This is a genomic window from Burkholderia sp. Ax-1724 (assembly GCF_011752995.1).
In the GTDB taxonomy this organism is placed as follows: Bacteria; Pseudomonadota; Gammaproteobacteria; order Burkholderiales; family Burkholderiaceae; genus Paraburkholderia.
This window is the reverse complement of record NZ_VWWL01000011.1, coordinates 101,822-123,865: the sequence shown is the minus strand read 5'-3', so window position 1 is coordinate 123,865 and position 22,044 is coordinate 101,822. Positions and strand designations below refer to the sequence as shown.

The 22,044-nt window shown below is 63.2% G+C and carries 24 protein-coding genes; 8 read left to right on the top strand and 16 right to left on the bottom strand.

All coding sequences use genetic code 11. The features are described from left to right. The first annotated feature begins 190 nt into the window (after nucleotides 1-190). Nucleotides 191-631, top strand: coding sequence for a hypothetical protein (locus F3J19_RS15265; protein ID WP_167042717.1), 441 nt, complete (start codon nucleotides 191-193; stop codon nucleotides 629-631). A gap of 151 nt (nucleotides 632-782) precedes the next feature. Here the strand turns inward: F3J19_RS15265 and F3J19_RS15260 are convergent, their stop codons facing one another. Continuing rightward, nucleotides 783-1,931, bottom strand: a complete 1,149-nt coding sequence (locus F3J19_RS15260) for a peptidyl-alpha-hydroxyglycine alpha-amidating lyase family protein (RefSeq protein ID WP_167042715.1) — start codon at nucleotides 1,929-1,931, stop codon at nucleotides 783-785. A 224-nt stretch (nucleotides 1,932-2,155) separates the two neighbouring features. Between F3J19_RS15260 and F3J19_RS15255 the strand changes: the two genes are divergently transcribed. After that, a complete protein-coding gene (locus tag F3J19_RS15255) occupies nucleotides 2,156-2,449 on the top strand; it encodes a DUF1330 domain-containing protein (protein ID WP_167042713.1) in 294 nt (97 codons plus the stop codon). A 97-nt stretch (nucleotides 2,450-2,546) separates the two neighbouring features. Here F3J19_RS15255 and F3J19_RS15250 read toward each other — a convergent pair whose 3' ends face one another. The 3 genes from F3J19_RS15250 to F3J19_RS15240 all read right to left on the bottom strand — a co-directional run bounded on the left by F3J19_RS15250 (nucleotide 2,547) and on the right by F3J19_RS15240 (nucleotide 5,704). Next, a complete protein-coding gene (locus F3J19_RS15250) occupies nucleotides 2,547-3,398 on the bottom strand; it encodes a carbohydrate ABC transporter permease (RefSeq protein ID WP_167042711.1) in 852 nt (283 codons plus the stop codon). After that, nucleotides 3,395-4,285 carry a sugar ABC transporter permease gene (locus F3J19_RS15245; RefSeq protein WP_167042709.1) on the bottom strand — a complete coding sequence of 297 codons (891 nt, stop codon included), beginning with the start codon at nucleotides 4,283-4,285 and terminating at the stop codon, nucleotides 3,395-3,397. The genes F3J19_RS15250 and F3J19_RS15245 overlap by 4 nt, the downstream gene beginning before the upstream one ends. A 186-nt stretch (nucleotides 4,286-4,471) precedes the next feature. Further along, complete coding sequence (locus F3J19_RS15240) at nucleotides 4,472-5,704, bottom strand: sugar ABC transporter substrate-binding protein (RefSeq protein ID WP_167042707.1); 1,233 nt, start codon at nucleotides 5,702-5,704, stop codon at nucleotides 4,472-4,474. A gap of 290 nt (nucleotides 5,705-5,994) precedes the next feature. On the opposite strand from F3J19_RS15240, the gene F3J19_RS15235 reads away from it, so the two are divergent. From F3J19_RS15235 to F3J19_RS15225, 3 genes are all read left to right on the top strand, one after another. Next, nucleotides 5,995-6,768: an SDR family oxidoreductase gene (locus tag F3J19_RS15235; protein ID WP_167042705.1), complete on the top strand. Its 774-nt coding sequence runs from the start codon at nucleotides 5,995-5,997 to the stop codon at nucleotides 6,766-6,768. 67 nt (nucleotides 6,769-6,835) lie between these two features. After that, entirely contained in the window at nucleotides 6,836-7,918 is a 1,083-nt protein-coding gene (gene ugpC / locus F3J19_RS15230) for a sn-glycerol-3-phosphate ABC transporter ATP-binding protein UgpC (RefSeq protein WP_167042703.1), read from the top strand. Between the two features lie 87 nt (nucleotides 7,919-8,005). Next, complete coding sequence (locus tag F3J19_RS15225) at nucleotides 8,006-8,866, top strand: SIS domain-containing protein (RefSeq protein WP_167042701.1); 861 nt, start codon at nucleotides 8,006-8,008, stop codon at nucleotides 8,864-8,866. A gap of 22 nt (nucleotides 8,867-8,888) precedes the next feature. Here F3J19_RS15225 and F3J19_RS15220 read toward each other — a convergent pair whose 3' ends face one another. The 3 genes from F3J19_RS15220 to F3J19_RS15210 are packed head-to-tail and all read right to left on the bottom strand — an operon-like array spanning nucleotide 8,889 to nucleotide 11,193. Further along, a complete protein-coding gene (locus F3J19_RS15220) occupies nucleotides 8,889-9,728 on the bottom strand; it encodes an IclR family transcriptional regulator (protein ID WP_345891035.1) in 840 nt (279 codons plus the stop codon). Between the two features lie 13 nt (nucleotides 9,729-9,741). After that, nucleotides 9,742-10,704: an IclR family transcriptional regulator gene (locus F3J19_RS15215; RefSeq protein ID WP_167042697.1), complete on the bottom strand. Its 963-nt coding sequence runs from the start codon at nucleotides 10,702-10,704 to the stop codon at nucleotides 9,742-9,744. 45 nt (nucleotides 10,705-10,749) lie between these two features. Beyond that, complete coding sequence (locus F3J19_RS15210) at nucleotides 10,750-11,193, bottom strand: hypothetical protein (RefSeq protein WP_240158965.1); 444 nt, start codon at nucleotides 11,191-11,193, stop codon at nucleotides 10,750-10,752. A gap of 129 nt (nucleotides 11,194-11,322) precedes the next feature. On the opposite strand from F3J19_RS15210, the gene F3J19_RS15205 reads away from it, so the two are divergent. The 3 genes from F3J19_RS15205 to F3J19_RS15195 all read left to right on the top strand — a co-directional run bounded on the left by F3J19_RS15205 (nucleotide 11,323) and on the right by F3J19_RS15195 (nucleotide 14,418). Then, entirely contained in the window at nucleotides 11,323-12,282 is a 960-nt protein-coding gene (locus F3J19_RS15205; protein ID WP_167042695.1) for an MBL fold metallo-hydrolase, read from the top strand. Nucleotides 12,283-12,397: 115 nt separating this feature from the next. Next, nucleotides 12,398-14,185, top strand: a complete 1,788-nt coding sequence (locus F3J19_RS15200; RefSeq protein ID WP_167042693.1) for an FAD-dependent oxidoreductase — start codon at nucleotides 12,398-12,400, stop codon at nucleotides 14,183-14,185. A gap of 32 nt (nucleotides 14,186-14,217) precedes the next feature. Then, nucleotides 14,218-14,418 carry a DUF2783 domain-containing protein gene (locus F3J19_RS15195; RefSeq protein ID WP_167042691.1) on the top strand — a complete coding sequence of 67 codons (201 nt, stop codon included), beginning with the start codon at nucleotides 14,218-14,220 and terminating at the stop codon, nucleotides 14,416-14,418. 13 nt (nucleotides 14,419-14,431) lie between these two features. On the opposite strand, the gene F3J19_RS15190 is transcribed toward F3J19_RS15195, so the two are convergent. The 9 genes from F3J19_RS15190 to F3J19_RS15150 form a co-directional block, all read right to left on the bottom strand. After that, nucleotides 14,432-15,172, bottom strand: a complete 741-nt coding sequence (locus F3J19_RS15190; RefSeq protein WP_167042689.1) for a hypothetical protein — start codon at nucleotides 15,170-15,172, stop codon at nucleotides 14,432-14,434. A gap of 11 nt (nucleotides 15,173-15,183) precedes the next feature. After that, nucleotides 15,184-15,663, bottom strand: a complete 480-nt coding sequence (locus F3J19_RS15185; protein ID WP_167042687.1) for a hypothetical protein — start codon at nucleotides 15,661-15,663, stop codon at nucleotides 15,184-15,186. A 357-nt stretch (nucleotides 15,664-16,020) separates the two neighbouring features. Beyond that, complete coding sequence (locus F3J19_RS15180; protein WP_167042685.1) at nucleotides 16,021-16,245, bottom strand: hypothetical protein; 225 nt, start codon at nucleotides 16,243-16,245, stop codon at nucleotides 16,021-16,023. A 14-nt stretch (nucleotides 16,246-16,259) separates the two neighbouring features. Then, complete coding sequence (locus tag F3J19_RS15175; RefSeq protein WP_345891034.1) at nucleotides 16,260-16,856, bottom strand: hypothetical protein; 597 nt, start codon at nucleotides 16,854-16,856, stop codon at nucleotides 16,260-16,262. A 198-nt stretch (nucleotides 16,857-17,054) separates the two neighbouring features. Further along, nucleotides 17,055-17,636, bottom strand: coding sequence for a PAAR domain-containing protein (locus tag F3J19_RS15170; RefSeq protein ID WP_167042683.1), 582 nt, complete (start codon nucleotides 17,634-17,636; stop codon nucleotides 17,055-17,057). A 271-nt stretch (nucleotides 17,637-17,907) separates the two neighbouring features. After that, nucleotides 17,908-18,309, bottom strand: coding sequence for a hypothetical protein (locus tag F3J19_RS15165; RefSeq protein WP_167042681.1), 402 nt, complete (start codon nucleotides 18,307-18,309; stop codon nucleotides 17,908-17,910). A gap of 312 nt (nucleotides 18,310-18,621) precedes the next feature. Then, on the bottom strand, nucleotides 18,622-19,374 hold the full coding sequence (locus F3J19_RS15160; RefSeq protein ID WP_167042679.1) for a class I SAM-dependent methyltransferase: 753 nt from the start codon (nucleotides 19,372-19,374) through the stop codon (nucleotides 18,622-18,624). Nucleotides 19,375-19,388: 14 nt separating this feature from the next. Further along, complete coding sequence (locus tag F3J19_RS15155) at nucleotides 19,389-20,450, bottom strand: glycosyltransferase family 2 protein (RefSeq protein WP_167042677.1); 1,062 nt, start codon at nucleotides 20,448-20,450, stop codon at nucleotides 19,389-19,391. A 13-nt stretch (nucleotides 20,451-20,463) separates the two neighbouring features. After that, entirely contained in the window at nucleotides 20,464-21,753 is a 1,290-nt protein-coding gene (locus F3J19_RS15150; RefSeq protein ID WP_240158963.1) for a glycosyltransferase family 87 protein, read from the bottom strand. Nucleotides 21,754-22,044 lie beyond the last annotated feature (291 nt).

The window sequence follows — 22,044 nt, the reverse complement described above, 5'->3', positions numbered from 1 at the left end:
CGTAGCAATCCCGCAGCAGCAAGGGCCGCTCATTTCGAGCGGCCCTTGTTTTTTCGCGTTCAGCGCATGCCCTGCAAAAACGCGAATTCATTTTGTTACACGTCTTACTGGCGCTCGGCTCTGTGGTTACAAAAGCCTTTCGAATGCGCCGTTATACTCGGCACCGTCTCATCAAAACAAAAGACCTGCTATGTCGAAGAGAATCATCCAGATGGTTGCCGTGGCCGCCTTGAGCGCCGCAGCGTCGTTGCCGGTCATGGCCGGCGATATGAACAACATGCTCGGCGGCGCGCTGGGCGGTGTGGCCGGTGCCGCACTTGGCGGTGCAGTGGGCGGCAGCACGGGCGCGGTGATCGGTGGCGCGGTCGGCGGCGGTGCCGGTGGCGCCGTAACGTCGAATCGCCGCGAGCGCACGGGCGCGATTATCGGCGGCGCGCTGGGCGGCGGTGCGGGCACCGCGGCCGGCAACGCAATGGGCGGCCGCGGCGGTGGACTGATCGGCGCGGCGGTCGGTGGCGGTGCAGGTTCGGCGCTCGGTGGCAATATCTCGCGCTCGAACTCCTACGAGCGCGATTATTCGCGCGGCTACCATTCGGGCAAGCGTCATCACAAGCGCCGCCGTTACGACTGATACGCTGGCCTCGCGCTTTCGCGCGACAGGTCCCGTCTCGCGACGCATGCTTCCGGTCCGGCGAAATCGGCAAGGTGCTGAATCGCCGGGCGGCGCTGCATGACGTTGCGATAAAAACCTCGCAACGTCATTCAGCGCCCTTCAGCTTCCATCACGCATGCAAGATCAGCTTCTGAATCCGCCAGTTCAATAGCTCCGCGACGAATAGCGTGTTCTCGGCGGGACACGCCATCTGATGAATCCAGCCGAACTGCTTCGGCTGCTTGCCCGATTGGCCGAGCACGCCGAGTACCTTGCCGTCGAGCGTCATCTTGTAGATGCGGCCGGGAAACGCATCGGCGCTATAGAGCACCTGGTGCGGTCCCGGCGAGATGCAGATGGCCCACGGCGAGCCTGGCGCGAACGTGCCCGCGGCGATATCGGCTTCGCTCGGCATGTTGCCGATCGCGGGGCGCGCATCCGGCGGTACCGGCACGTCGATCGTGAACTGGCGCAGGAACGTGCCTTCGGTATCGAACACCTGAATGCGCCGGTTGCTGCGATCGGCCACATAGACGTGGTCGTTTGCGTCGACGGCAATACTGTGCGGCGTATGGAATTGCCCCGGACCCGTGCCGCGATCGCCCCACGACTTGAGCCAGTTGCCGTCGCGATCGACCTTGGCGACGCGCGAGTTGATATAGCCGTCGCTGATATAGGCGTTGCCCGCTTTGTCCCACGCGACGTCGGTCACCTGGCGAAAGCGTCCGGGCTCGGCCGGCAGCGGCGGATTCGGATGCTTGAGCGGCGCGGTGTCCTCGTCCGACGCTTCCTGCTTGCGGCCGAACACCATGGCAACGCGTCCGTCCGGCGTGAACTTGATCACCATGTCGGAGCCTTTGTCCGTGACCCAGATGTTGTCGTGCCGGTCAACCTTGACCGAATGCGCGAACGACCACGCATAGAGGTTATGGCCGATCTCGCGCACGAAGCGTCCGTCGGGCGCGAATTCGAGCAGTTGAGCCGCGGCCGCGCCATAGGCGGGGCCCGTGCTGTTGCCGCGCGACAGCACGAAGATGTGTCCGCGCGAATTGAGCGTGACGCCCGAGCATTCGCCGAAATACATGTCGGCCGGCAGGCGTACGGGATTGGCAATCGAGTCGTAGGCGATGGAAGGAACGGTTGGTGTGTCCGCAAATACCGAGGGCATGGCGAGCCCCGCGGCACTGCCGGCAATCAGGCTCATGAAAGTCCTGCGGCTCATTGCCCGATGCTCCGCGATGCCGCAGCATGGACAGAACATGCCATATTGCTCGCTCATTCATCGTCTCCTTGATTGTCCGTTCGACCTGGGCCGACTCGCACCCGAAGTGTGCAAAGGCAATCGTAGTGCACAAAACGCTTAATAGCTAAGGCGTCTTGTGTTGCATGAGGAGAGGGCTTGGGTTGTGAGCGTTCATGTGCGACGACGTCATGGCTTCGCGGCGGCTCTTTGCTACTATGTAGCACCGCGACTGCTTTGAACCATCACACAAGGAGATTCGAATGAGCAAGGGTTATTGGGTGTCGTCGTACCGCAAAACGAACGACCCGCAGAAACTGGCTGCCTACGCGCAATTGGCCCCGGCCGCGGTGGCCGCGGCAGGCGGCAAGTTTCTCGTGCGCGGGGTGGCGGACGAGGCGCGCGAGCAAGGCCTCACGGAGCGCACGGTCGTGATCGAATTCCCGACGTACGAGCAGGCCGTCGCCGCTTACGACAGCGAGGAGTACAAGAAGGCGCTGGCCGCATTGGGCGATGGCGTCGAGCGCGATTTGCGCATCGTGCGCGGCGTCGACTGACGCGCAGCGCGCAAGCCAGACGAATCAGCCGCACGAGTTGCCTGCGCCGCAACACGTGCGGCAGCGCGAGGTCTATCTCGTCGCTACCCCATCAGCGCTACTTCACTGCGCCCAGCGCCAGCCCCTTCACGAGATAGCGCTGCAACCACGCGAACACGACCGACACCGGCAAGGTCGCGCACAAGGTTGCCGCCATCACGAGATGCCATTCGACGACGTACTTGCCCGCGACCATATCGGTCACCTGCACGGTCAGCGTCTTGTTCTCCGGTGAGCGGATCAGCGTATAGACCACCGCGAACTCGTTCCATGCATTGATGAACGTGAAGATCGCGGTCACGACGATGGCCGGCACCGCCAGCGGCAGAAACACCTTGAATACCGCGCGGGTGCGGCTGCAGCCTTCGAGCCATGCCGATTCTTCCAGGTCCTGCGGCACGGTCTGAAAGTACGACGACAGCATCCACACCGCGAACGCGATATTGAACGCCGCATACGACACGATCACGCCGATCTTCGAATCGACCAGATTGCCGTCGCCCCACGGAATCATTGCGGCAAGGCGGAACAGGCCGACCACGAGCAGGATCGGCGAGAGCATCTGCGTGACGAGCAGGAACTGGCGGTACAGGCCGCGTCCGCGAAACGGAAAACGCGCGAGCGCGTAAGCGGCGGGCAGGCTTACCGCGAGTGCGAGCGAGGTCGACAGCAAACTGATGATCGTGCTGTTGCGCAGCGCGACGCCGAAGTTGGCCGCTTCCCACATGTCGACGAAATTGCTCCACTGCCAGTGCACCGGCAGCCAGCGCGCCGGGTACACGAAGATCTCCGAAGCCGGTTTTACGGCGGTGAAGAACATCACCGCGAACGGAAACAGCACGACGATCACGAGCGGCGAGAGCGCGAGCCAGCACCACAGCGAGCGCTTTGTCCGGGCACTGAGACTCATGACGGCGCTCCTTCTTTCGCGCGTTGCAGACGCAGATAGGCAATCGAGAACACGAACAGCATGACGAGCATGATGAGCGACACGGCGGCCGCCTCGCCGGGGCGTCCGAGCCGGAACCCCAGTTCGTACAGGTACGTGACGAGAATGTGCGTGCCGTTGTCGGGGCCGCCCTGGGTCATGACCCAGATGATCGGAAACGAGTTGAACACGTAGATCACGTTGAGCAGGATCGCCATGTTGATGAATGGGCGCAGGAGCGGCATCGTCAACAGGCGGAACTGCTGCCATGCGCTCGCGCCGTCGATGCGCGCGGCTTCGTAGATATCGCCCGGCACCGAGGAGAGGCCGCCGAGGAAGATCGTCACCGTAAACGGAATCGACACGAGAATGCCGACCGCGATTTCCACCGGAAACGCGAGTTCGGGCGTGGCGAGCCAATGTATCGGGCCGCCGATCAAACCGAGCCGCTGCAACGTGACGTTGACCATGCCGTAGTCGTCGTTGAAGGCCCAGCGCCATACGACGGCGGTCATCGTCAGCGAGACGGACCACGGCAGCATCACGATGGTGCGGGCGATGCCGCGACCGTGAAAGTCCTGATTCAGAATCAGCGCGACCGGCACCGAGATCGCGACGGTGCCGCCCACCACGCACACGGTCCAGACAATCGTGCGGCGCACGGAAGAAAGAAACACCGGGTCCTGGAACACGTTGATGAAATTCTGCAGACCGGTGAAGTCGCGAATCGCGCCGAAGCGCGACACCTCGTGCAGCGATTGCCACACGATGTTGAAAATCGGGTAGCTGATGATGAACAGCGCGAGCACGAGGCTCGGCGCGATCAGCAACCAGGGCGCGTGCGCGCGCGGAGAAACGGAACGGCTCATGCGTGCTCGATCGTAAGACGCGCCCGCGTTACACGGCGGGCGCGACGGAATGGGCCGGAGAGTACATCAGTCAATCGGACTGTTGGGTGAAGCCGTGCCGAAGCGGACTCGCGCGCCGTCGTGGCAACGGCGGCGCGCGTTCCGGATTCTACCCGTCAACGCCCGATTATTCCGAACGACGATGCCTCAGTGACCAAGCGACTTGTTCGCCTGCGCCGCCGCGGCATTCAGCGCGTCGGCCGGTTGCGCCTTGCCGAGGTAGATCGCCTGCATCGCGTCGGTTACGGCCTTCGCGGTGTCTTCCCAACCCGTTACGGTCGGCGCGAAGTGAGCGGTCGGCAGCAACGCGACAAATGCTTTGGTATCCGGATCGTTGAATGCCGGGTCCGCTGCTTCGGCCTTCGTGGTCGGCAGGAAGCCCTCGGTCGTCGTGAACTCGACGCGCGGTTCCTTCGTGAACAGATAGTCGAGGAACTTCCACGCGCTCTTCTTCACTTTCGAATTCTTGAACATCACGATCGAATCGGTGACCGCGTATGTCGCGTGCGTCGTGCCCATCGGCACCGGATCGATGCCGTACTTGAGGTTCGGTGCTTCCTTCTTGATCTGCTTGGCGAGGAACGGCGCCGAGATCACCATCGCGACGCGGCCCTGCTTGAAGAGGTTCTGCACGTCTTCGCGGCTATAGCCGGTCACGCCCGGTTGCGTGAGCCCCTGGTCGATCATCGTCTTGTAGAGCGTGGCGGCCTTGATGCCGGCCGGCGAATTGAACGCGGCCTTGCCGTCCTTGCCGACCACGTCGCCGCCGTTGGTCCACAGCGCGTAGTAATAGTAGACGTCGGTTTCGATTTCCTTGCCTTGCAGACCGAAGCCGGCAATGCCTTGCGCCTTCAGTTTCTTCGACGCATCGATCACGTCGTTCCAGCTCTTCGGGCCGTCGGGATAGCCGACCTTCGCGAGCAGGTCCTTGTTGTAGTAGAGCGCGCGAGCCGAAGCGGCAATCGGCAGGCCGTAGGTCTTGCCGTTGATCTGGCCAGGAGCCAGGAACGGCCCGATGAAGCGGTTCTTGAAGTTCGCGTCCATGTAGCCGTCGAGCGGCTCGGCCACGTCGTCCTTCACGAAGTCGAGCAGCCAGCGCGTGCCGACGATCGCGAGGTCGGCGTTGGCGCCGCCGGAAATGTCCGTTTGCAGCTTCTGTTGCAGCGTGTCCCAGTTCACGTCTTCGATCTTGATGGTCGTGCCGGGGTTGGCCTTCTCGAAGTTGCGCGCCATTTTCTCGAAGTACGGCGCGGTGGCATCGCTGTAGTGGGCGACGGTCACGCGGACCGTGTCGGCGTGGGCCGCCACGGCGATACCTGCAAACGCGAGCGCCACGGCGACTTTGCCTAGCGCGAGGGAAGCACGGGCATGCAACGACATTTCTCTCTCCTGTGGGTGGTTTGCCGCCGTCACCGGCCGCCTTGGGTTGATTGTTTGAAAAAATCCTACATGACGAAAAATGGCTTGTCACGTAGGGTCTGCGATATTTCTTTTACCCCGGGTTTGTGCATAAGATGCTGTAAAGCATGGGGTATTCTGCATTGCGTGATGACACGAAAACCCATTCTTCGGGATCACCACGAGCGTGGCTCGCATCAGGCTTGTAGGAAATTTACAGAGTGGTCCGCGGCTCGGGTGGCACGGGCGGGGCGTGGACGAGTGAGGTCGAGATGAATCGTGTGGTGTTGGTGACAGGGGCGTGCGGCGGGATCGGCAGCGTGTTGTGCAGGCGCTTCGTGGCGGAGGGCGACACGGTGCTCGCGCTCGACATCGACGCGGCCGCGCTGCAAGCGCTGAGCGCGCAACTCGGCAAGGACAACGTCACGCCGGTCGCGGTCGATCTCGGCGACGCCGCTGCGGTGCAGCAGGCGGTGGCCGCGGCGGTCGCGACGCGTGGGCCAGTCGACGTGCTGGTCGCGAACGCGGGCGCGGCGCTCGGCACGACGCTCGCGACGACCGATGCCGCGAGCTGGCAGCGCGACGTGCATCTGAATCTGAACGGCACGTATCACACGGTGGAAGCGGTGCGTGCCTCGATGATCGAGCGGCAACGCGGCGCGCTCGTGCTGATCGGCTCGGTGAACGGACTCGCGGCGCTTGGCCATCCCGCGTATAGCGCGGCGAAGGCCGGGCTCGTCAGTTATACGAAAGCACTCGCCATCGAACTGGGCCGCTACGGCATTCGCGCGAACATCGTGTGTCCGGGCACGGTGAAGACGCAGGCGTGGCAGGCGCGGGTCGATAAAAACCCGCAGGTGTTCGAGGACCTGAAAAAGTGGTACCCGTTGCGCGACTTCGCGACGCCCGACGATATCGCCGACGCGGTGCTGTTTCTCGCCTCGCCGATGGCGCGCGTGATTACCGGCGTCGCGCTGCCGGTGGACGGCGGGTTGATGGCGGGCAACCGTTTGATGGCCGAGGAACTGACGCTCGAATCGTTTTGAGCCGGCGCCTTGAGCGCATGGGTAACGACGCAGGCAAGACAACACGCAGCAAGACAATGAGGACAGCATGGCAGCAGTGCAACTGAGCGGCATCTTCAAGCGCTATGGCGACACGCAGGTCGTGCACGGCATCGATCTCGACATCGACGACGGCGAGTTCGTCGTGCTGGTCGGTCCGTCGGGCTGCGGCAAGAGCACGCTGATGCGGATGGTGGCGGGGCTCGAAGAGATCAGCGGCGGCGATCTGATGATCGGCGGCACGCGTGCGAATACGCTCGCGCCGCAGCAGCGCAATATCTCGATGGTGTTCCAGAGCTATGCGCTCTATCCGCATCTGTCGGTCTACGACAACATCGCATTCGGTCCGCGGATTCGTAAGGAATCCTCGGCGAGATTCAAGCCGCGCATCGACGCCGCCGCGAAGATGCTGAATCTCAGCGGCTATCTGGACCGCTTGCCGCGCGCGCTGTCGGGCGGCCAGCGGCAACGCGTGGCGATGGGCCGCGCGGTGGTGCGCGAGCCGTCGCTGTTCCTGTTCGACGAACCGCTGTCGAATCTCGACGCGAAACTACGCGTGCAGATGCGCACCGAAATCAAGGCGCTGCATCAGCGGCTGAAGAATACGGTGATCTACGTCACGCACGATCAGATCGAGGCAATGACGATGGCCGATCGCATCGTCGTGATGAACGCGGGGCGCATCGAGCAGATCGGCATGCCGCTCGAACTGTACGACCGGCCCGCGAATCTGTTCGTCGCGAGCTTTCTCGGTTCGCCGTCGATGAATTTCGCCGAGGGCGTGATCGTCAATCGCACGCAAGGCGCGGGTCTTGCGCTGAAACTCGCGGACGGCGGCGAGGTCGCGCTCGACGGCGCGCCGGCCTCGGCGGTGGTCGGCGCGAAGGTCACGCTCGGCGTGCGGCCCGAGCACATCGAAATCGCGACGCAAACGCCCGATGCCGAGCTCGATGTCGAAGTGATCGAGCCGACCGGCGCCGAAACACATCTGTATGGGAAAATCGGCGTCGTCACATGGTGCGTGACGACGCGCGAGCGCTCGAGGATCGAGCCCGGCCAGCGAGTCGCACTGCGCTTGCCGGCCGAATGCATTCATCTGTTCGATACGGAGAGTGGACGCAGGCTGGTCTGAACCGCGTGTTGCCGCCCGGGGCTCATTCGAGCCGAACCAGCCGCGAGCGACGCGGGTCCCTCTGTAACAGACCCTAAGGAACACCGGGTGTCCGCAGCGAACTTGATTCCCCATATCCGCGGCGCGCTTGCGAGTCTGCGGCCCGCCGAGCGCAAGGTCGCCGAGATGGTGCTCGCCGACGTCGACTTCGCGATGCGCGCGAGCATTACCGAACTCGCGCAACGCGCCGAGGTGTCCGAGCCTTCCGTCACGCGTTTTTGCCGCGCGATCGGCGCGCATGGTCTGCGCGACTTCAAGATGCAGCTCGCGCAGAGCGTGGCGGGCGGACTGCCGTACGCGTCGGCCACGGTCGCGCGCGACGACGACGTGCAGACCCTGATGGACAAGGTCGGCGAGGCGGCGATCGATGGCATCACGCACGCGCGTGGCGCGCTCGATCCGGCCGTGGTCGAAAGCGCGATTGCCGCGCTGTCGAGCGCGCGGCGCGTGTTTTTCTTCGGCGTGGGTTCGGGCTCGGGGCTCGTCGCGCAGGACGCGGCGCTGCGCTTTCTGCGTATCGACATCGCCTCGGCGTCGTTTACCGACGGTCATTTGCAGCGGCTTTACGCGGGCCTGATGGAACCCGGTGACGTGGCGTTCGCGATCTCGCATTCGGGGCGCAGCGTCGAGGTGAACGAGAGCATCCAGATCGCGAAGGAGCGCGGCGCGACGACGATCGCGCTGACCAACGTCGGTTCGCGGCTTGCCTGGCTCGTCGATATTCCACTGCTGCTGCGCGTGCCGAGCCCGATCGATCCGAATACGCCAGGCGTGTCGCGGCTCGTGCAGTTGTGCATCATGGATGCGCTGGCGATCGGCGTCGCCTTGAAGGCCGGTCCGCAGACGCTCGAAAAGATGCGCCACGCGAAAGCGAGGCTCGGGTCGCATGAGCCGGAGGGGGCGGGGTAGGTGTCGCTTGGCGGAAAAGCGCCTACGTCCCCCCACTTTCCACATCGTTCGCTGCCATCCACCCGAACCGTCGCGACAATCGCAGTGTGGCGGCGCGCAAGATCCGCGCAGGCTGGCCCGACGGTTCGCAATCGAAGCTGCCGCTTGTCCCCATTACCGCAAGCACGACGCAGATGCTGCCCGTGTGATCGAGCACGGGCGCGGCGAGCGTGTCGATGCCAGGCACCGGACGGCTCAATGCGGTATCGATGCCATGCGAGCGAATCTGCGCGAGACGTTGCGCGTAGCGGCTTTTTTGCGTGGCGATAGCCGTTGCGCTCGCGCCTGCGAGCCGCAGATGATCCTGGGCGAGCAGACCCACGCGCACGTCGTCGGCGACATACGCAGCAAACACGCGGCCAATCGTGGTATTGACGAGCGACATCACCGTGCCGACCCGCAAGCTCACATGCAATGGCCGTGCCGCTTCTTCGAGGCGCACGACGGTCGGCCCGAGCGGTCCGAGCACCGCCATCGCGACGCTCATGCCGGTCGAGGCCGCAAGATCGATGACTTCGGGCTCGGCCTCGCGCGTCGGCGAGAGGCGCTGCAAGCCGATCAAACCCAGTTCGAGCGCAAGCGGTCCGGCCTCGAAGCAGCCCGCCGCATCGCGGCTCAGCAGGCCGATTTTCAGCAGACTCACGAGGTGCGGAAACGCTTTCGCGGGCGGCATGCCGGCCGCGGCTGCGAGATCGCGCAGACTCAGCGGCCGCGCGGCGGTGGCGAGTGCGTTCAGCAGGTCGCCGGTGTTGTCGAGCGCTTGAATGCCGCGCTGCGGTTTGGCGTCGGCGGCGTCGGGAGAGAGCGGGGCGGAATCGGTCACGATGGAAAGCGGGCTATAGGGATGAGGCGAGTGCCAATGTCGAAGACGCGGAAGAAGACACCGCGAGTTCGGCGCCGATCTCGCTCGCCGTGGCGAGCAACGCATGCGCAAGCGGGCCGTCGGCAGCCACGTCGATCGCGCCGGTCGAGCCGATTACCGTCAGCGCGAGTAGAAGGCGGCCTTCGCCGTCGAGCACCGGCGCACTCAGACTGCTGATGCCGGGACTCGGCGCGTCGACACTGCTCTCGAGCCCGCGCGCGCGAATGCGTTCGAGCGTCGTCTCGAACGCGGCGCGTCCGGCGGGTGTCGTCATCGCGCGCTCGGCTGCGCCGGACTGATTCGCCCACATCGCGTCGAGCGTCTCGCGCGGCAGATACGCGCAAAACACGCGTCCCGTCGAGGTCGCCGGCAACGACATCACGGTGCCGATATGCAGATTGACGTGCAGCGGGAACCCCGCATGCTCGTAGCGGACGATGGTCGGCCCCTGCGGCGCGGCAATGCAGATTGCGACGCTAAAGCCGATTGCCTCGGCGAGCGCCGCGACGCGCGGCACGGCGGCGCGGAATGCGGGCTGGTTTTCGAGCCGCAGCAGACCGAGCCGCAGCGCGAGTGGCCCAGGCTCGTAACGGCCCGACAGTTCGTCGCGCTTGATGAGTCCCAGGCGGCTCAGGCTCACGAGGTAGGCATGTGCCTGGCCTGGCGCGATCTGCGCGGCACTCGCGAGATCGGACAGCGCAAGCGGAACGCGCGCGCTGGCGAGCGCGAGCAGCACGCGGCCGCTCACTTCGACACTTTGAATGCCGCGCTGCGGTTTGGCGGTTTCCGGCGCCGCGTTGTCGGCGCTGTCAGTGCTGTCGCTGCTCAGGCGTGAGCCTTTGCTCCTCGCGCGGCCTGTAATCGCTGTACCGTTCGCGCTTGCCGCCGATTTCGTCGCTTTGCTCACATTCGCGTTCGTCCGTAAAAAGCGCTTCATGTTAATCGAAGGATTGCCTTCTCCCAAGACCGCGCCGGGCAAGAGCTACCCGATAGGCGGCTTTCCAGGAGCCCAGTCGACCGGGTGTTCGAGCGAGACCTGCAAGCGGCCGCGCAACTCGGGATGTACCGAAGCCTGGTTGAGGACGGCCATGCCGCCAATCTGCCGTAAGGTTTCGTCGGTCAGCGGAGCAGTCGGGTCGTCGGAGCCAAGCGGCACATTCATTGCCGATCCGCGCGCGATCTGCCGATCGATGGCTCCCTGGATTTCGTCCCGGTACACGGTACACAGCTGGAGCTGTTGCGTTTCCTCGTTATAAAAAATCACGGTGGCACGAAGGCGTTGGGTCATTTCATCAACCTCTGCAGTGCTGGTAATTTGCGAATGCTGTTTGCTTGCACATGGATTCTGCGCGTCGCCGTTGGTTTGCGTATAGCGATACTTTTCGCTATTGACAAATAAAACGTGGCGGCCATACCATGCATTCACCCCGACACACCGGCGCAATGACCGAACACAAAGCGGGGCGAGACAAGCTTCCAATCCCGCTGGCCCTTCGGTCTTCCTGCCGATGCGCCACGCCGTCTCGCCTCGCCCCCATCCCCGACGGAGACAAGCATGGCAAAGGCATTTGCATCGCAGGCCGATCTCGAAGCGAAGAAAGTCACGTGGACCCAACTGTCCGAGAACGCCTATGCGTACACCGCCGAGGGCGATCCGAACTCGGGCGTCGTCATCGGCGACGACGGCGTGCTGATCGTCGACACCACCGCGACGCCCGCCATGGCGCAGGACCTGATCGCAAGGATTCGCAGCGTCACCGACAAGCCGATCAAATACGTCGTGCTGTCGCACTACCACGCGGTGCGCGTGCTCGGCGCGTCCGCGTATTTCGCCGAGGGCGCGCAGCAGATCATCGCGAGCCGCGGCACGTACGAGATGATCGTCGAGCGCGGCGAAGCGGACATGAAGTCGGAGATCGAGCGCTTTCCGCGCCTCTTTGCCGGCGTCGAAACGGTGCCGGGACTCACGTGGCCGACGCTCGTGTTCGAGCGGGAAATCACGCTGTTTCTCGGCAAGCTCGAAGTGCGCATCGCGCATCTGGGCGCCGGCCATACGAAAGGCGACACGATCGTGTGGCTGCCGTCGCAGAAGGTGCTGTTTTCCGGCGATCTCGTCGAATACGAAGCGGCCTGCTATTGCGGCGACGCGCAGCTCGAACAGTGGCCGGCCACGCTCGAAGCGTTGCGCGCGCTGCAGGCCGACAAGCTCGTGCCGGGCCGCGGCCCCGCGCTGACCACACCGGCCGACGTCGACAAGGGCCTCGATTACACGAAGGATTTCGTCACGACGCTATTGCAGACGGGCCGTGAAGCGGTCGCGCGAAAGCTCGACCTGAAGGCCGCGATGGCGCATACGCGCGAGGCGATGGACCCGAAGTTCGGCCACGTCTTCATCTACGAGCATTGTCTGCCGTTCGACGTGTCGCGCGCGTTCGACGAAGCGAGCGGCATCGCGCATCCGCGCATCTGGACCGCGCAGCGCGACAAGGAGATGTGGGCCGCGCTGCAAGTCTGATAGCGCGGGAGCGCAGAAGCAGAAACACCGCAGCAGAGAGCCTGGCGCGGAAGCAGACCGGCGCGGAAGTACACGCGAAGCCGCGCCGTAAAACGCGGCGGGACGGAGACACGAGATGAGCATCGATTATCAGGCGCTGTCGTTCGAATATCGGCCGTGCCGCGAGCAGCGCATGCCCGGTGTAAAAGAACCGGCGGCCTATCCGGTGATCGTGGTCGGCGCGGGACCAGTGGGCTTGGCCACCGCGATCGATCTCGCGCAGCAGGGCGTGCCGGTGGTACTCGTCGACGACGATTGTTCGCTATCCAGAGGATCGCGGGCGATCTGTTTCTCGAAACGCTCGCTCGATATTTTCGACCGCCTCGGCTGCGGGCAACGGATGATCGACAAGGGCATCAGCTGGAACGTCGGCAAGGTGTTCCTGAAGAGCGAACTCGTCTACACATTCAACCTGCAACCGGAAGCGGGGCATCACCGGCCCGCGTTCATCAATCTGCAGCAATACTACGTCGAAGGCTTTCTGCTCGAACGTGCGCGGGAACTCGCGAATCTCGAGATTCGCTGGAAGAGCAAGGTGGTCGGCGTGCAGCAGAACGGCACGCCGGGCGCGTGCGACGCGAGCGTCACGCTGAGCGTCGAAACGCCGGACGGCATCTATGCGCTGCGCGGCCGCTACGTGGTCGCCGCCGACGGTTCGCGCAGTCCGCTGCGCAACATGATGGGGCTCGACAGCAAGGGCGTGACGTTCCGCGACCGCTTCCTGATCGCCGACGTGAAAATGGAAGCGGAGTTTCCTGTCGAACGCTGGTTCTGGTTCGATCCGCCGTTTCATCCGAATCAATCGGTGCTGTTGCATCGTCAGCCGGACAACGTATGGCGCATCGATTTTCAGCTTGGCTGGGACGCCGACCCCGCGCTCGAAAAAACGCCCGAACGCGTCATGCCGCGCGTGCGCGCATTGCTCGGCGCCGATGTGAAGTTCGAACTCGAGTGGGTCAGCGTCTATACGTTTTCGTGTACGCGCATGGCGTGCTTCCGGCACGGCAACGTGCTGTTCGCGGGCGACTCCGCGCATGGCGTGTCGCCGTTCGGCGCGCGCGGCGCGAATAGCGGCGTGCAGGACGCCGAGAACCTCGCGTGGAAACTCGCAATGGTGCTCGGCGGCAAGGCGCCCGATGCATTGCTCGACACGTATGCGAGCGAACGCGAATTCGCCGCCGACGAAAACATTCGCCACTCGACGCGTTCGACCGATTTCATCACGCCGAAGAGCGCGGTGAGCCGCGTGTTTCGCGATGCCGTGCTGAAGCTGTCGCGGCACTATCCGTTCGCGCGTCAGTTGACGAATAGCGGGCGTTTGTCGGTGCCGGCCGTGTTGCGCGATTCGCCGCTCAATACGCCGGACAAGGACCGTTTCGAGGGCGCGCTGGTGCCGGGCGCCGCGTGCGTCGACGCGCCGCTGCGGATGGAGGGCGAGCCGGCCTGGTTGCTGCGGCAACTCGGCGAGCCATTCACGGGTATGTTGTTCTGCGACCAGCATGGCGTCGATCAGGCGACGCGGACCGCGTTGAACGTACTGCGCGCGGCGCCGATTCCGCTGAAGCTCGTCATCGTGATGCTGGGCGAAGTGAGCGATGATGCTTTCACGCTGACCCACCTGCCGGCGAATATCCGCGTGGTGCACGATATCGAGGGGCTGGCCGGCACGCGCTATGACGCGAAGCCCGGCACGTTCTATCTGATCCGGCCGGATCAGCACGTCTGCGCGCGTTGGCGGCAACTCGACGCCGAGGCGGTCGAGCATGCGCTCAGGCGTGCGCTGTGCGTCGAAGGCGCGGCCGGGAGCATGCAGGCGAGCGCCGACGTACGTGCAAGCGCGAATGCCATACCGGCAGCGCACTGAAGAAACACTAAAGAGAGAGTCGGGAGACAGACATGCCACTGAATACGCAACCGAATCTCGCGCGCCCCGATGACTTCTACGAAGCGCTGATCGACATGCATCGCGGGCTCGACGATGCGCAGAGCCAGTCGGCCAATGCGCAACTGATTCTGCTGCTCGCGAATCATATCGGCGATGAAGCGACGTTGCTCGAAGCGATGCGCCGCGCGCGCGAGGGGGCGCTCGAAAGCTAACGCAAAGCGTGCGTTAGGCGGCGGGTTGCGTCGTTCCCTTCGGCCAGCCGATCAGCCACGCTTTCGTCACCGGTTGCGCGACCGCGACCGCCGCGCGCACCTGGCCGCCCATCGGCAGATCGTGTACGTGCCACTCGCCGTGATGCGCGAGATCGAGTGCGACGCTCGCCGTCTCGCCGGAAAGCAGATTCGGCTCGACAACGATCGACGTATCGCGCAGTGCGCTGCGCAGGCTGGCGTAGCGCGCGAGCCGGTGCAGTCCTGCGGGCGAGGCGTCGAGCGTCGGGCGAGGCGCGGGCACCACGACGCTCAGGCCTAGCGCCGTCTTCGCGAGGCCGATCACGATCCAGATACCGCCATACACGATATCGACGACGATGCCGCGCCCGTCGCGTGGATGATGCGCGCGCAGCTTGTCGTCGCCGTCGTCATGCAATTCGACGTCGCGCGGCTTGCACTCGAACAGATGCGCGACGATCCAGCGCGCCACCACGCGCGCGCTGATGAAGCGCTTGCGCAGCGCCGCGTTCGGATGCATCCGCGCGCGCTCGCGTTCCGACTTCGACAGCCACGAGTCGCCTTCCTGCACGGACACCGGCAACCATTCGCAACGAAAGCGCCACAGCAGCAGTTCGCCCGCCGACGGGATGACGGCATGGCGCGGAAAGTGGCGGCTCAGCGGACAGGGTGCGAAGGCGGGTGCGATGGACGGACGCGCGGCAACCGCAAGGTCCGCTTCCGGTGACATGAGCATCGATCGCGTCCTCAATGCATATAGGTGACGCGGCGCGCCTGCACGTCGAGCTCGACGCCGGCGTCGAGCAGGTCGATCGCGAACCAGCGCAGCAGCTTCAGTACGCCGCTGGCCGAAGGCGCGGGCAGCCACTCGTTCAGCATGCGCAACGCGGCGCCGCTATGGGTCTTTTGCAGCAGCGCGATGGCTTGCAGGATCACGGCCTCGTCCTTGCCGAGTTCGGTCGCGCAGCGGCAACGCATGTCGAGTGGACGATAGGAGGCGCGCATCAGCGAGCGCATCAGCAGATCGAAATGCTCGATGCCTTCCTTGCGCAAGCCGGCGTCGCTGAGGATGTCGTGCCAATGCCGGCTGCCGCGCACGGACTCGCAGGCCGGCCGCAGCCATGTGCGCACGGCGCTAAGCACGGTGTGATCGGGCGCGCAGGCGGTCTCGTTCGGATGATCGTCGACCAGTTCGGGGCGGCTGCTGTATTGAGAGCGGAAGTTCATCGATGCTCCTGAATGGACGCAGTCCAGAAAGTCGCGCCGGCCGGGTTGGACGATGCCGCGTCGCAGGCCGGCGTAACGCGCAGGCGACGGTTCGGCGCCGACGCGGCAAGCGCGTCGGGTTTTATTCGGTGGGTTGTCGGTGGCATGGCCATGGGTTGAATCATGGGGCAAATTTCTTGTTAATGCAAATCATTCTCATTTAATTGGATGAGTGTAGGGTAGATAGGGGTGTTTGTGCTTTCATTTAATGCAACTAACGGTCAATGGCGTGCGCTGCCCCCGACAAGCTATGTGGGCAAGCGGTCGAATCGGAAAGTCACGCAAGGGACGTGCGTGGTGATGTCAGGCGGGGGACTCTTACTGGCGAAGCATCAGATATGCGATGAAGGCTCCAATCAGCACGACACCCGCGCCATAGAGAACCGGTTTCTTTCTGAGCACGTCGAGCCTGGAGACAGGGGGCTCGTTTTCACCGTCGAGGTCCCAATAGTCAATGCCGGGATCGCCTGTCAGATTGACGATGATGATGCCGGCCGAACCCACAATCAGCACGAGTAACAGCAGGAAAACGGGGGTTGACATGTCGAAGTCTTGGCTTATTCGGTTGCCCAATGCGTGAAGACGAGTCGTTCTTCCTGATAGATGTCGTTTGCGGCTTCGCCGGCCATTCCGCCGAGGTTACTGCCAATATAAACGAGCGCCACCGCGCACGCGGGTTCAGCAGGACCGCACACGAAGGACACGGCAAAGCCTGCAAGTCCACCGCCAATCATGCCGCTCGCGATGATGCTGCCTTGTCGAGCGACTTCCTTAACCCTGTCTCTGGCTGCGATAATTTCACCCGTTGCCAGAACCGCAGTGAACAGGATTGCTATCCGAGCACTGATCCGAAGCTTGCGTACCTTGGTCGTGACATCAGCATTGCCGCCACCCGCCTTCCTGAGCACAGTGTAATAGACGGCGTTGCGCTCTTTCGTAGTCAGAGCATCAAAATTCTTTCCGAACTGAGCCTGGGCATACCTGTTCAGGTAATAGTCAAACCCCCTTGCCGTGAGCTTGAGCTTTTCCGCTTTCGCTACACCCACCGCAGAAGTGTACTTGCGATACTCAACAAAAAGCTTGTCTCGCAAGTCACTGCAATACTCGGCGCCTTCCTTTACCGTCATGCTGCCATCAGCAACTTCCTGGCGCACCTGGTCTGAGATCTCCTCGATGTGTTCACATACTGCTGACGCACCTTGTCATCAGAGACGGCATTGGCCGCAAAGGTGGTCGCGATTGCCTCATAGTTCGCAATCGCAGCTTCCAGAATCCCGCTCCTGATGTCGTGAGTCTGTTGAGTGTGAAACGAGCCGCTTACTATAGCCTGAGCATTATTCTGAGCCATATCATCACCCCATCATCGCCTGCAACAAACTACCCATCACCGACTGCCCCGAACTCTTATTGGAATCGAGCACAACCTCAACCTTCTGGCAAGGCGAGGCATTGGGTCTGGTGAAATAGATCTTGTTTTTGGAATCGAACACCCCGTTTTCCACCGATCCATCAGAAAAGTAAGCGCGGCAGCGCAAGCCCTCACAACTATCTCTGTCGTGCAGAGCGAAGCGAATCCAATGCCCGTTTGTCGCTTCATCTGCCAACGAGTTGCTCGAGGATCCAAGGTATATGCTCGCCAGTTCGTGCGATTCGAAGTTCATCGCCATGTTTGACTGAGAAGCAAGCATCACAGGCGAGGGATGGCACTTACACGAACAGATGTCACCCTCCAGTGCGGCCTGCTTGCCCATCCAGTTGCCAGGCCAGCGAGGACCTTTAGCCACAATCTGCCCCGTGGATTTACATGCTGGGCATGTCACGGCCGCTCCAATAAAGGTCAGTTCTGTTCCATGGTGGGTCATCAACGGGATGCCCTCAACGACAGTACCACCAGCAGACGACTTATCTCCGATTTTCAGATAGCTTCTCTTCATGCATGTACTCCAGCAATTAATTTTTGACATTCGATGATGTGTCCGTCGAGTGTCTCCCTGTTGCAAGAAAGTCGTTGCTCAAACAGCGACGTAACGGCCTATAGAACGCTGCCTGAGCCGTATGCCGTCACACAATCGGAGAATTCTGAAAATGCTTGGAGAACCGAGCGTTTTTTTCGCTCGGCTTGATAGCTTGCAAGATCGAAGGGGAGAGAGACTGAAAAGATGGGCGCGCCGGAAAATCAGGTATTCGGCGCACCTCTGTAGAAATTTATTCTGAATTACTTTGGGTCGTTTCGGTCTGTCGGTAGACTGGTTCATGAACCCCGTGCCGCCGCCTGGCCTCTGCGACGATGCACTTCCATTCAGAAGGCGTTGCCCGCTCGCGGCATACTGCGATAAGAAGATCGCCAAGATCGTGATGTTTCTTGACGACTCCAGATTTACCCTTGATGAGCCTCAATTCGTTTTGCAGCCGGGCCACGCGTGCATGCGCCTTGCCATGTTCGAGCGAACCCGGCAGAAAAGTCTTGATGGATTGTTCGGCGGCGGCGAGTGCGCAAACGAGTTCGGCACGTCGCTGTTCGAGTGCTTCGCGTTCGTACCGGATGGTAGTGTCGGTAACCGATAACAGGGATCGGGTTTGCTCGGGGCAAGTGGGGAACTGGCGCAAGATGCACCTCCTATTCGGGTTGGATACCCGGCTCCCCGACGCCAATCGGGGTGGCCGGGCACATGGCAAGGTTGGCGTACCGGTGAATAGGAAACCGGCGAGCGCAAGCGCTCCCCCACCAAGGCCCGGCCATTGGAGCGCTTGATGCGGGCGTAAAAAAACCGCCAGTCGGCGGTTGCCCGCCTATTCCTTTTCCGGACGCCAATCCAGAGTCGCGGTGTCTACACGACTTGGCGAGCATAACGTACTGGGTCAGTGTCGATTTGCGTGGCTTGCCTCAGATCGAAGCACAGCGGCTTCACGCATTCGAACCTATCCCCTCACCACATCCCCCCGCCTACGCAAAACCGCAAGCAACGACACCCCATAAGGCAACGGCCCATGTGCGAGCCAATGCCGCTCGGCGCTGAAGATCCGATAGAGCACATCGTTGAGCACTCGCGGCGGAATCGCGTCGCCGGTCGAGCGCTTGCGGCGCAGCAGCCGGTCGGCCCAGCGCGCGGCCACCGCGAGCGGATAGAGCAGCGTGTTGAAGTAGGTGATGCGCTCGACTTCATAGCCGGCGTCGGCCGCGCAACGCATCAGCGAGTCGCGGCTATAGCGGCGGTGATGATGCAGATATACGTCGTGCGCGCTCCATAGCCCCGGACCCGCGGGCACCGTCACGACGATGCGGCCGCCCGGTGTCAACAGGCGCTCCATGCCTGCGAGCGCGCCGACGTCATCGGCAATGTGTTCGAGGCAATCGAAAAAGCAGATTAGCTCGAAGCGCTCGCGGCCGAACGGCACGTCGTCGGGACAGCGGCCCGCGCGAATGTCGAAGTGGCCGCCGGTTTTGCGGGCGCTCAACGCGCGCGCGGTCGGGTCCATTTCGAGGCCGCTCACGGTGCCGAAGCCGGCCAGCATATCGAGGTTGCCGCCGGTGCCGGAGCCGACTTCGAGCACGCGCGCGCCGCGTGGCAACGCGAGCCGTTCGAGCATCGTTCGCAGCACGTCGCGCCGCGCGCGAAACCACCAGTGCTCGGCTTCGGTCGCGGCCATTTCGAGGTAGGCGTCCGGGGACATGATGTTCTCCTCGTTCAATGACCGGCGACGCGCACGCGCGGCGCGGTCCGCCTGCGCATGAGCTCGACGCGCGCGAGGTGCGGCGCGCGCGCGTCGTGGCGCACGGTCGGCAGCACGGAGACTTTGCTCTTCGCCTGATAGCGGCGCCGCACGAGATACACGGGCCGCTCTTTCGACTCGTAGTAAATGCGGCCGATATATTCGCCGATCACGCCGATGCCGATCAGCTCGATGCCGCCCATGAACAGCATCAGCGAGATCGTCGAGGCATAGCCCGGCACCGGGTTGCCCGACCACAGCGTATTGCCGACGATGTAGCCGCCATAGAGGAACGCGAGCGTCGCGATCGACAGGCCGATATAAGTCCAGCTGCGCAGCGGCACGGTGCTGAAACTCGTGATGCCTTCGAGCGCGAAATTCCACAGCCGCCAGCCGGAGAACTTCGAATGTCCGGCGCTGCGCGGTTCGCGTTCGTATTCGACGATGACAGTCCGATAGCCGACCCACGCGAACAGGCCCTTCATGAAGCGGCGCCGCTCGGGAAGGTTGCGCAGCGCGTTGACGACCTGGCGGTCGATCAGGCGGAAATCGCCGACGTTCTCGGGCAGCTTCACTTCCGAGAGCGCGTTGTGCACGCGATAGTAGAGCGCGGCCGCCGTGCGTTTCGCGAACGTATCGCACAGGCGGTTGGTGCGCTTCGCGGCTACCACTTCGGCGCCCGCGCGCCAGTGCTCGACCATCACCGGAATCAGGCTCGGCGGGTCCTGCAGATCGGCGTCGATCGGAATCACCGCGTCGCCGAACGCTTCGTCGATGCCGGCGGTCAGCGCTGCTTCCTTGCCGAAGTTGCGCGTAAGGTCGATCACGCGAATGCGCCGGTCGCGGCTGTTTGCCGCGATCAGATGATCGAGCGTGGCGTCGCTGCTGCCGTCGTTGATGCAGACGATCTCGAAGCGCGTGCCCTCGATCGATTCGAGCACCGGCACGACCGCGGCGAAGAAGCGCTCGACGGCGGCCTGCTCGTTGTAGAACGGCACAACGAGCGAGATCAGTGGTTTGTTGGCGTGGGTTGACATGGCGTTTCCCCGTTTAGCGAATTGTTTTGAGCGCGGGTGCGTAGGCGAGGGCGGCGTTGTCATCGCCGCGGTCCCCCTCGATGCGCACGCGACGCACGATCATCAACAGCATCAGCAGCAGAACGATCGGTCCGAACTGCGGCATCCCGGCCGTGCGGTTGAAGAATTCATAGGCTGGCAGCAGCCAGGCGAGCGCGATTACGCTTTGCTCGCCGCGCAGCCATCCTCGGTCGAGACCGAGCGCGCTCAGGCAGACGATCGCGATACCGAGCCACGCCAGTTCGTAGTGCCACACGTACGGATTCGCGATCAGCGTGGCGACCGTGAAGCTGGCCGCGCGCAGGCGGATGTCGTGCGTGTTTCTCCATACCCGCCACGCGGCGGCCGCGGCGATCAGCGCAACGCCCGCTTCCGCCGCATAGGCCACGGCAACCGGCACGCCGCTTTCGCGCAGTACCGCGAACGTGGTCGGCGACGCAAGCCAATAGCCTCTGCATTGTTCGAGCAGCGTCTCGCGCGCGAGTGCCGTGTTGACGAGAAAGAGCCGTACCGACTGCGTGCCGCAAACGAGCACGCTCAGCGCGCCGAACAGCGCCGCGCTGAACGCGGCGGCAGCCAGCGTGCGCCATGCGCGCGCGGCGATCAGCACGAGCGGAAACAGCACCGCCATTTGCGGCTTGATCGCCAGCAGGCCGATGCAGAGCCCCGCGCGCAGCGGATGACGGCGCATCAGGTAAAGCGCGAACGCGGCGAAGCTCGCGGTGAGCAGCGAGTTCTGGCCGAACGAGGCCGGCACGAACACGCCTGGCAGCGCCGCGACGACGAACCATGCGAAGCGCGAGCCCCGGAAGCTGTCGGTGAGTCCTGAGACACGCAGCGTGCCGGCCGTAAACACCGTCACTCCGAGGCCGACGAACACGAAGTACATGACGAGCGTCGGCAGCAACGCAAGCGGCGAGATCAGTACGAGGAACGTCGGCGGATAGAGCCACGGCATCAGGCTGCCGCGACCGATGTCCGGAAAGAGCGTCTGCTGGATGCGGTCGAACGAAGCATGGTCGTAGACCTGCACCGCCGAGCCGTGCAGCAGTCCGTATGAAGCAGACCAGAAAATCGAAAAATCGAAACCCGGATGGGCGAATTCATGATCGGTGAAGCCGTGGCTCCAGAAGAACCACAACGACATGAGGACGACATACCCCACGACCATCGAGCCGCTGTAAAAGACGATGCGCTCGGGCGTGAGCCAATGACGCACCCGGTCGTCGGCGCCACGCATGCGCAGTTGCTGAGAAACGTACATGATCCCCGATCCCCGTGTGATCCGGATAAGGCCGCGAGGACCTTCCGGTCTTTCTGTTTGTTGATTCAGATTCCTAATCGTCAGCGTGCGACATCGAATGAAGAACGTGTCGTTTTGCACTGAACCGGTCAACTTATTGTTGGCGGAAATCGGTCCTACTTTCAAGCTCGCGTTTTCGAGCGTGGGCGCCGTGCGCTGCCAATGTCGGCAAAAAGTGGCCGAATCGGCCGCCTTAATGTGCGCTAGCCCACCAACGCGTCTCGTCGATGAGACGCTTCGGACAGACGCTCC

Bases quoted from the DNA above. Each gene is read 5' to 3' on its own strand.
- F3J19_RS15265 (WP_167042717.1), top strand. From the start codon at position 191: ATGTCGAAGAGAATCATCCAGATGGTTGCCGTGGCCGCCTTGAGCGCC.
- F3J19_RS15260 (WP_167042715.1), bottom strand. From the start codon at position 1,931: ATGAGCGAGCAATATGGCATGTTCTGTCCATGCTGCGGCATCGCGGAG.
- F3J19_RS15255 (WP_167042713.1), top strand. From the start codon at position 2,156: ATGAGCAAGGGTTATTGGGTGTCGTCGTACCGCAAAACGAACGACCCG.
- F3J19_RS15250 (WP_167042711.1), bottom strand. From the start codon at position 3,398: ATGAGTCTCAGTGCCCGGACAAAGCGCTCGCTGTGGTGCTGGCTCGCG.
- F3J19_RS15245 (WP_167042709.1), bottom strand. From the start codon at position 4,285: ATGAGCCGTTCCGTTTCTCCGCGCGCGCACGCGCCCTGGTTGCTGATC.
- F3J19_RS15240 (WP_167042707.1), bottom strand. From the start codon at position 5,704: ATGTCGTTGCATGCCCGTGCTTCCCTCGCGCTAGGCAAAGTCGCCGTG.
- F3J19_RS15235 (WP_167042705.1), top strand. From the start codon at position 5,995: ATGAATCGTGTGGTGTTGGTGACAGGGGCGTGCGGCGGGATCGGCAGC.
- ugpC (WP_167042703.1), top strand. From the start codon at position 6,836: ATGGCAGCAGTGCAACTGAGCGGCATCTTCAAGCGCTATGGCGACACG.
- F3J19_RS15215 (WP_167042697.1), bottom strand. From the start codon at position 10,704: ATGAAGCGCTTTTTACGGACGAACGCGAATGTGAGCAAAGCGACGAAA.
- F3J19_RS15205 (WP_167042695.1), top strand. From the start codon at position 11,323: ATGGCAAAGGCATTTGCATCGCAGGCCGATCTCGAAGCGAAGAAAGTC.
- F3J19_RS15200 (WP_167042693.1), top strand. From the start codon at position 12,398: ATGAGCATCGATTATCAGGCGCTGTCGTTCGAATATCGGCCGTGCCGC.
- F3J19_RS15195 (WP_167042691.1), top strand. From the start codon at position 14,218: ATGCCACTGAATACGCAACCGAATCTCGCGCGCCCCGATGACTTCTAC.
- F3J19_RS15190 (WP_167042689.1), bottom strand. From the start codon at position 15,172: ATGCTCATGTCACCGGAAGCGGACCTTGCGGTTGCCGCGCGTCCGTCC.
- F3J19_RS15185 (WP_167042687.1), bottom strand. From the start codon at position 15,663: ATGAACTTCCGCTCTCAATACAGCAGCCGCCCCGAACTGGTCGACGAT.
- F3J19_RS15180 (WP_167042685.1), bottom strand. From the start codon at position 16,245: ATGTCAACCCCCGTTTTCCTGCTGTTACTCGTGCTGATTGTGGGTTCG.
- F3J19_RS15170 (WP_167042683.1), bottom strand. From the start codon at position 17,636: ATGAAGAGAAGCTATCTGAAAATCGGAGATAAGTCGTCTGCTGGTGGT.
- F3J19_RS15160 (WP_167042679.1), bottom strand. From the start codon at position 19,374: ATGTCCCCGGACGCCTACCTCGAAATGGCCGCGACCGAAGCCGAGCAC.
- F3J19_RS15155 (WP_167042677.1), bottom strand. From the start codon at position 20,450: ATGTCAACCCACGCCAACAAACCACTGATCTCGCTCGTTGTGCCGTTC.
- F3J19_RS15150 (WP_240158963.1), bottom strand. From the start codon at position 21,753: ATGTACGTTTCTCAGCAACTGCGCATGCGTGGCGCCGACGACCGGGTG.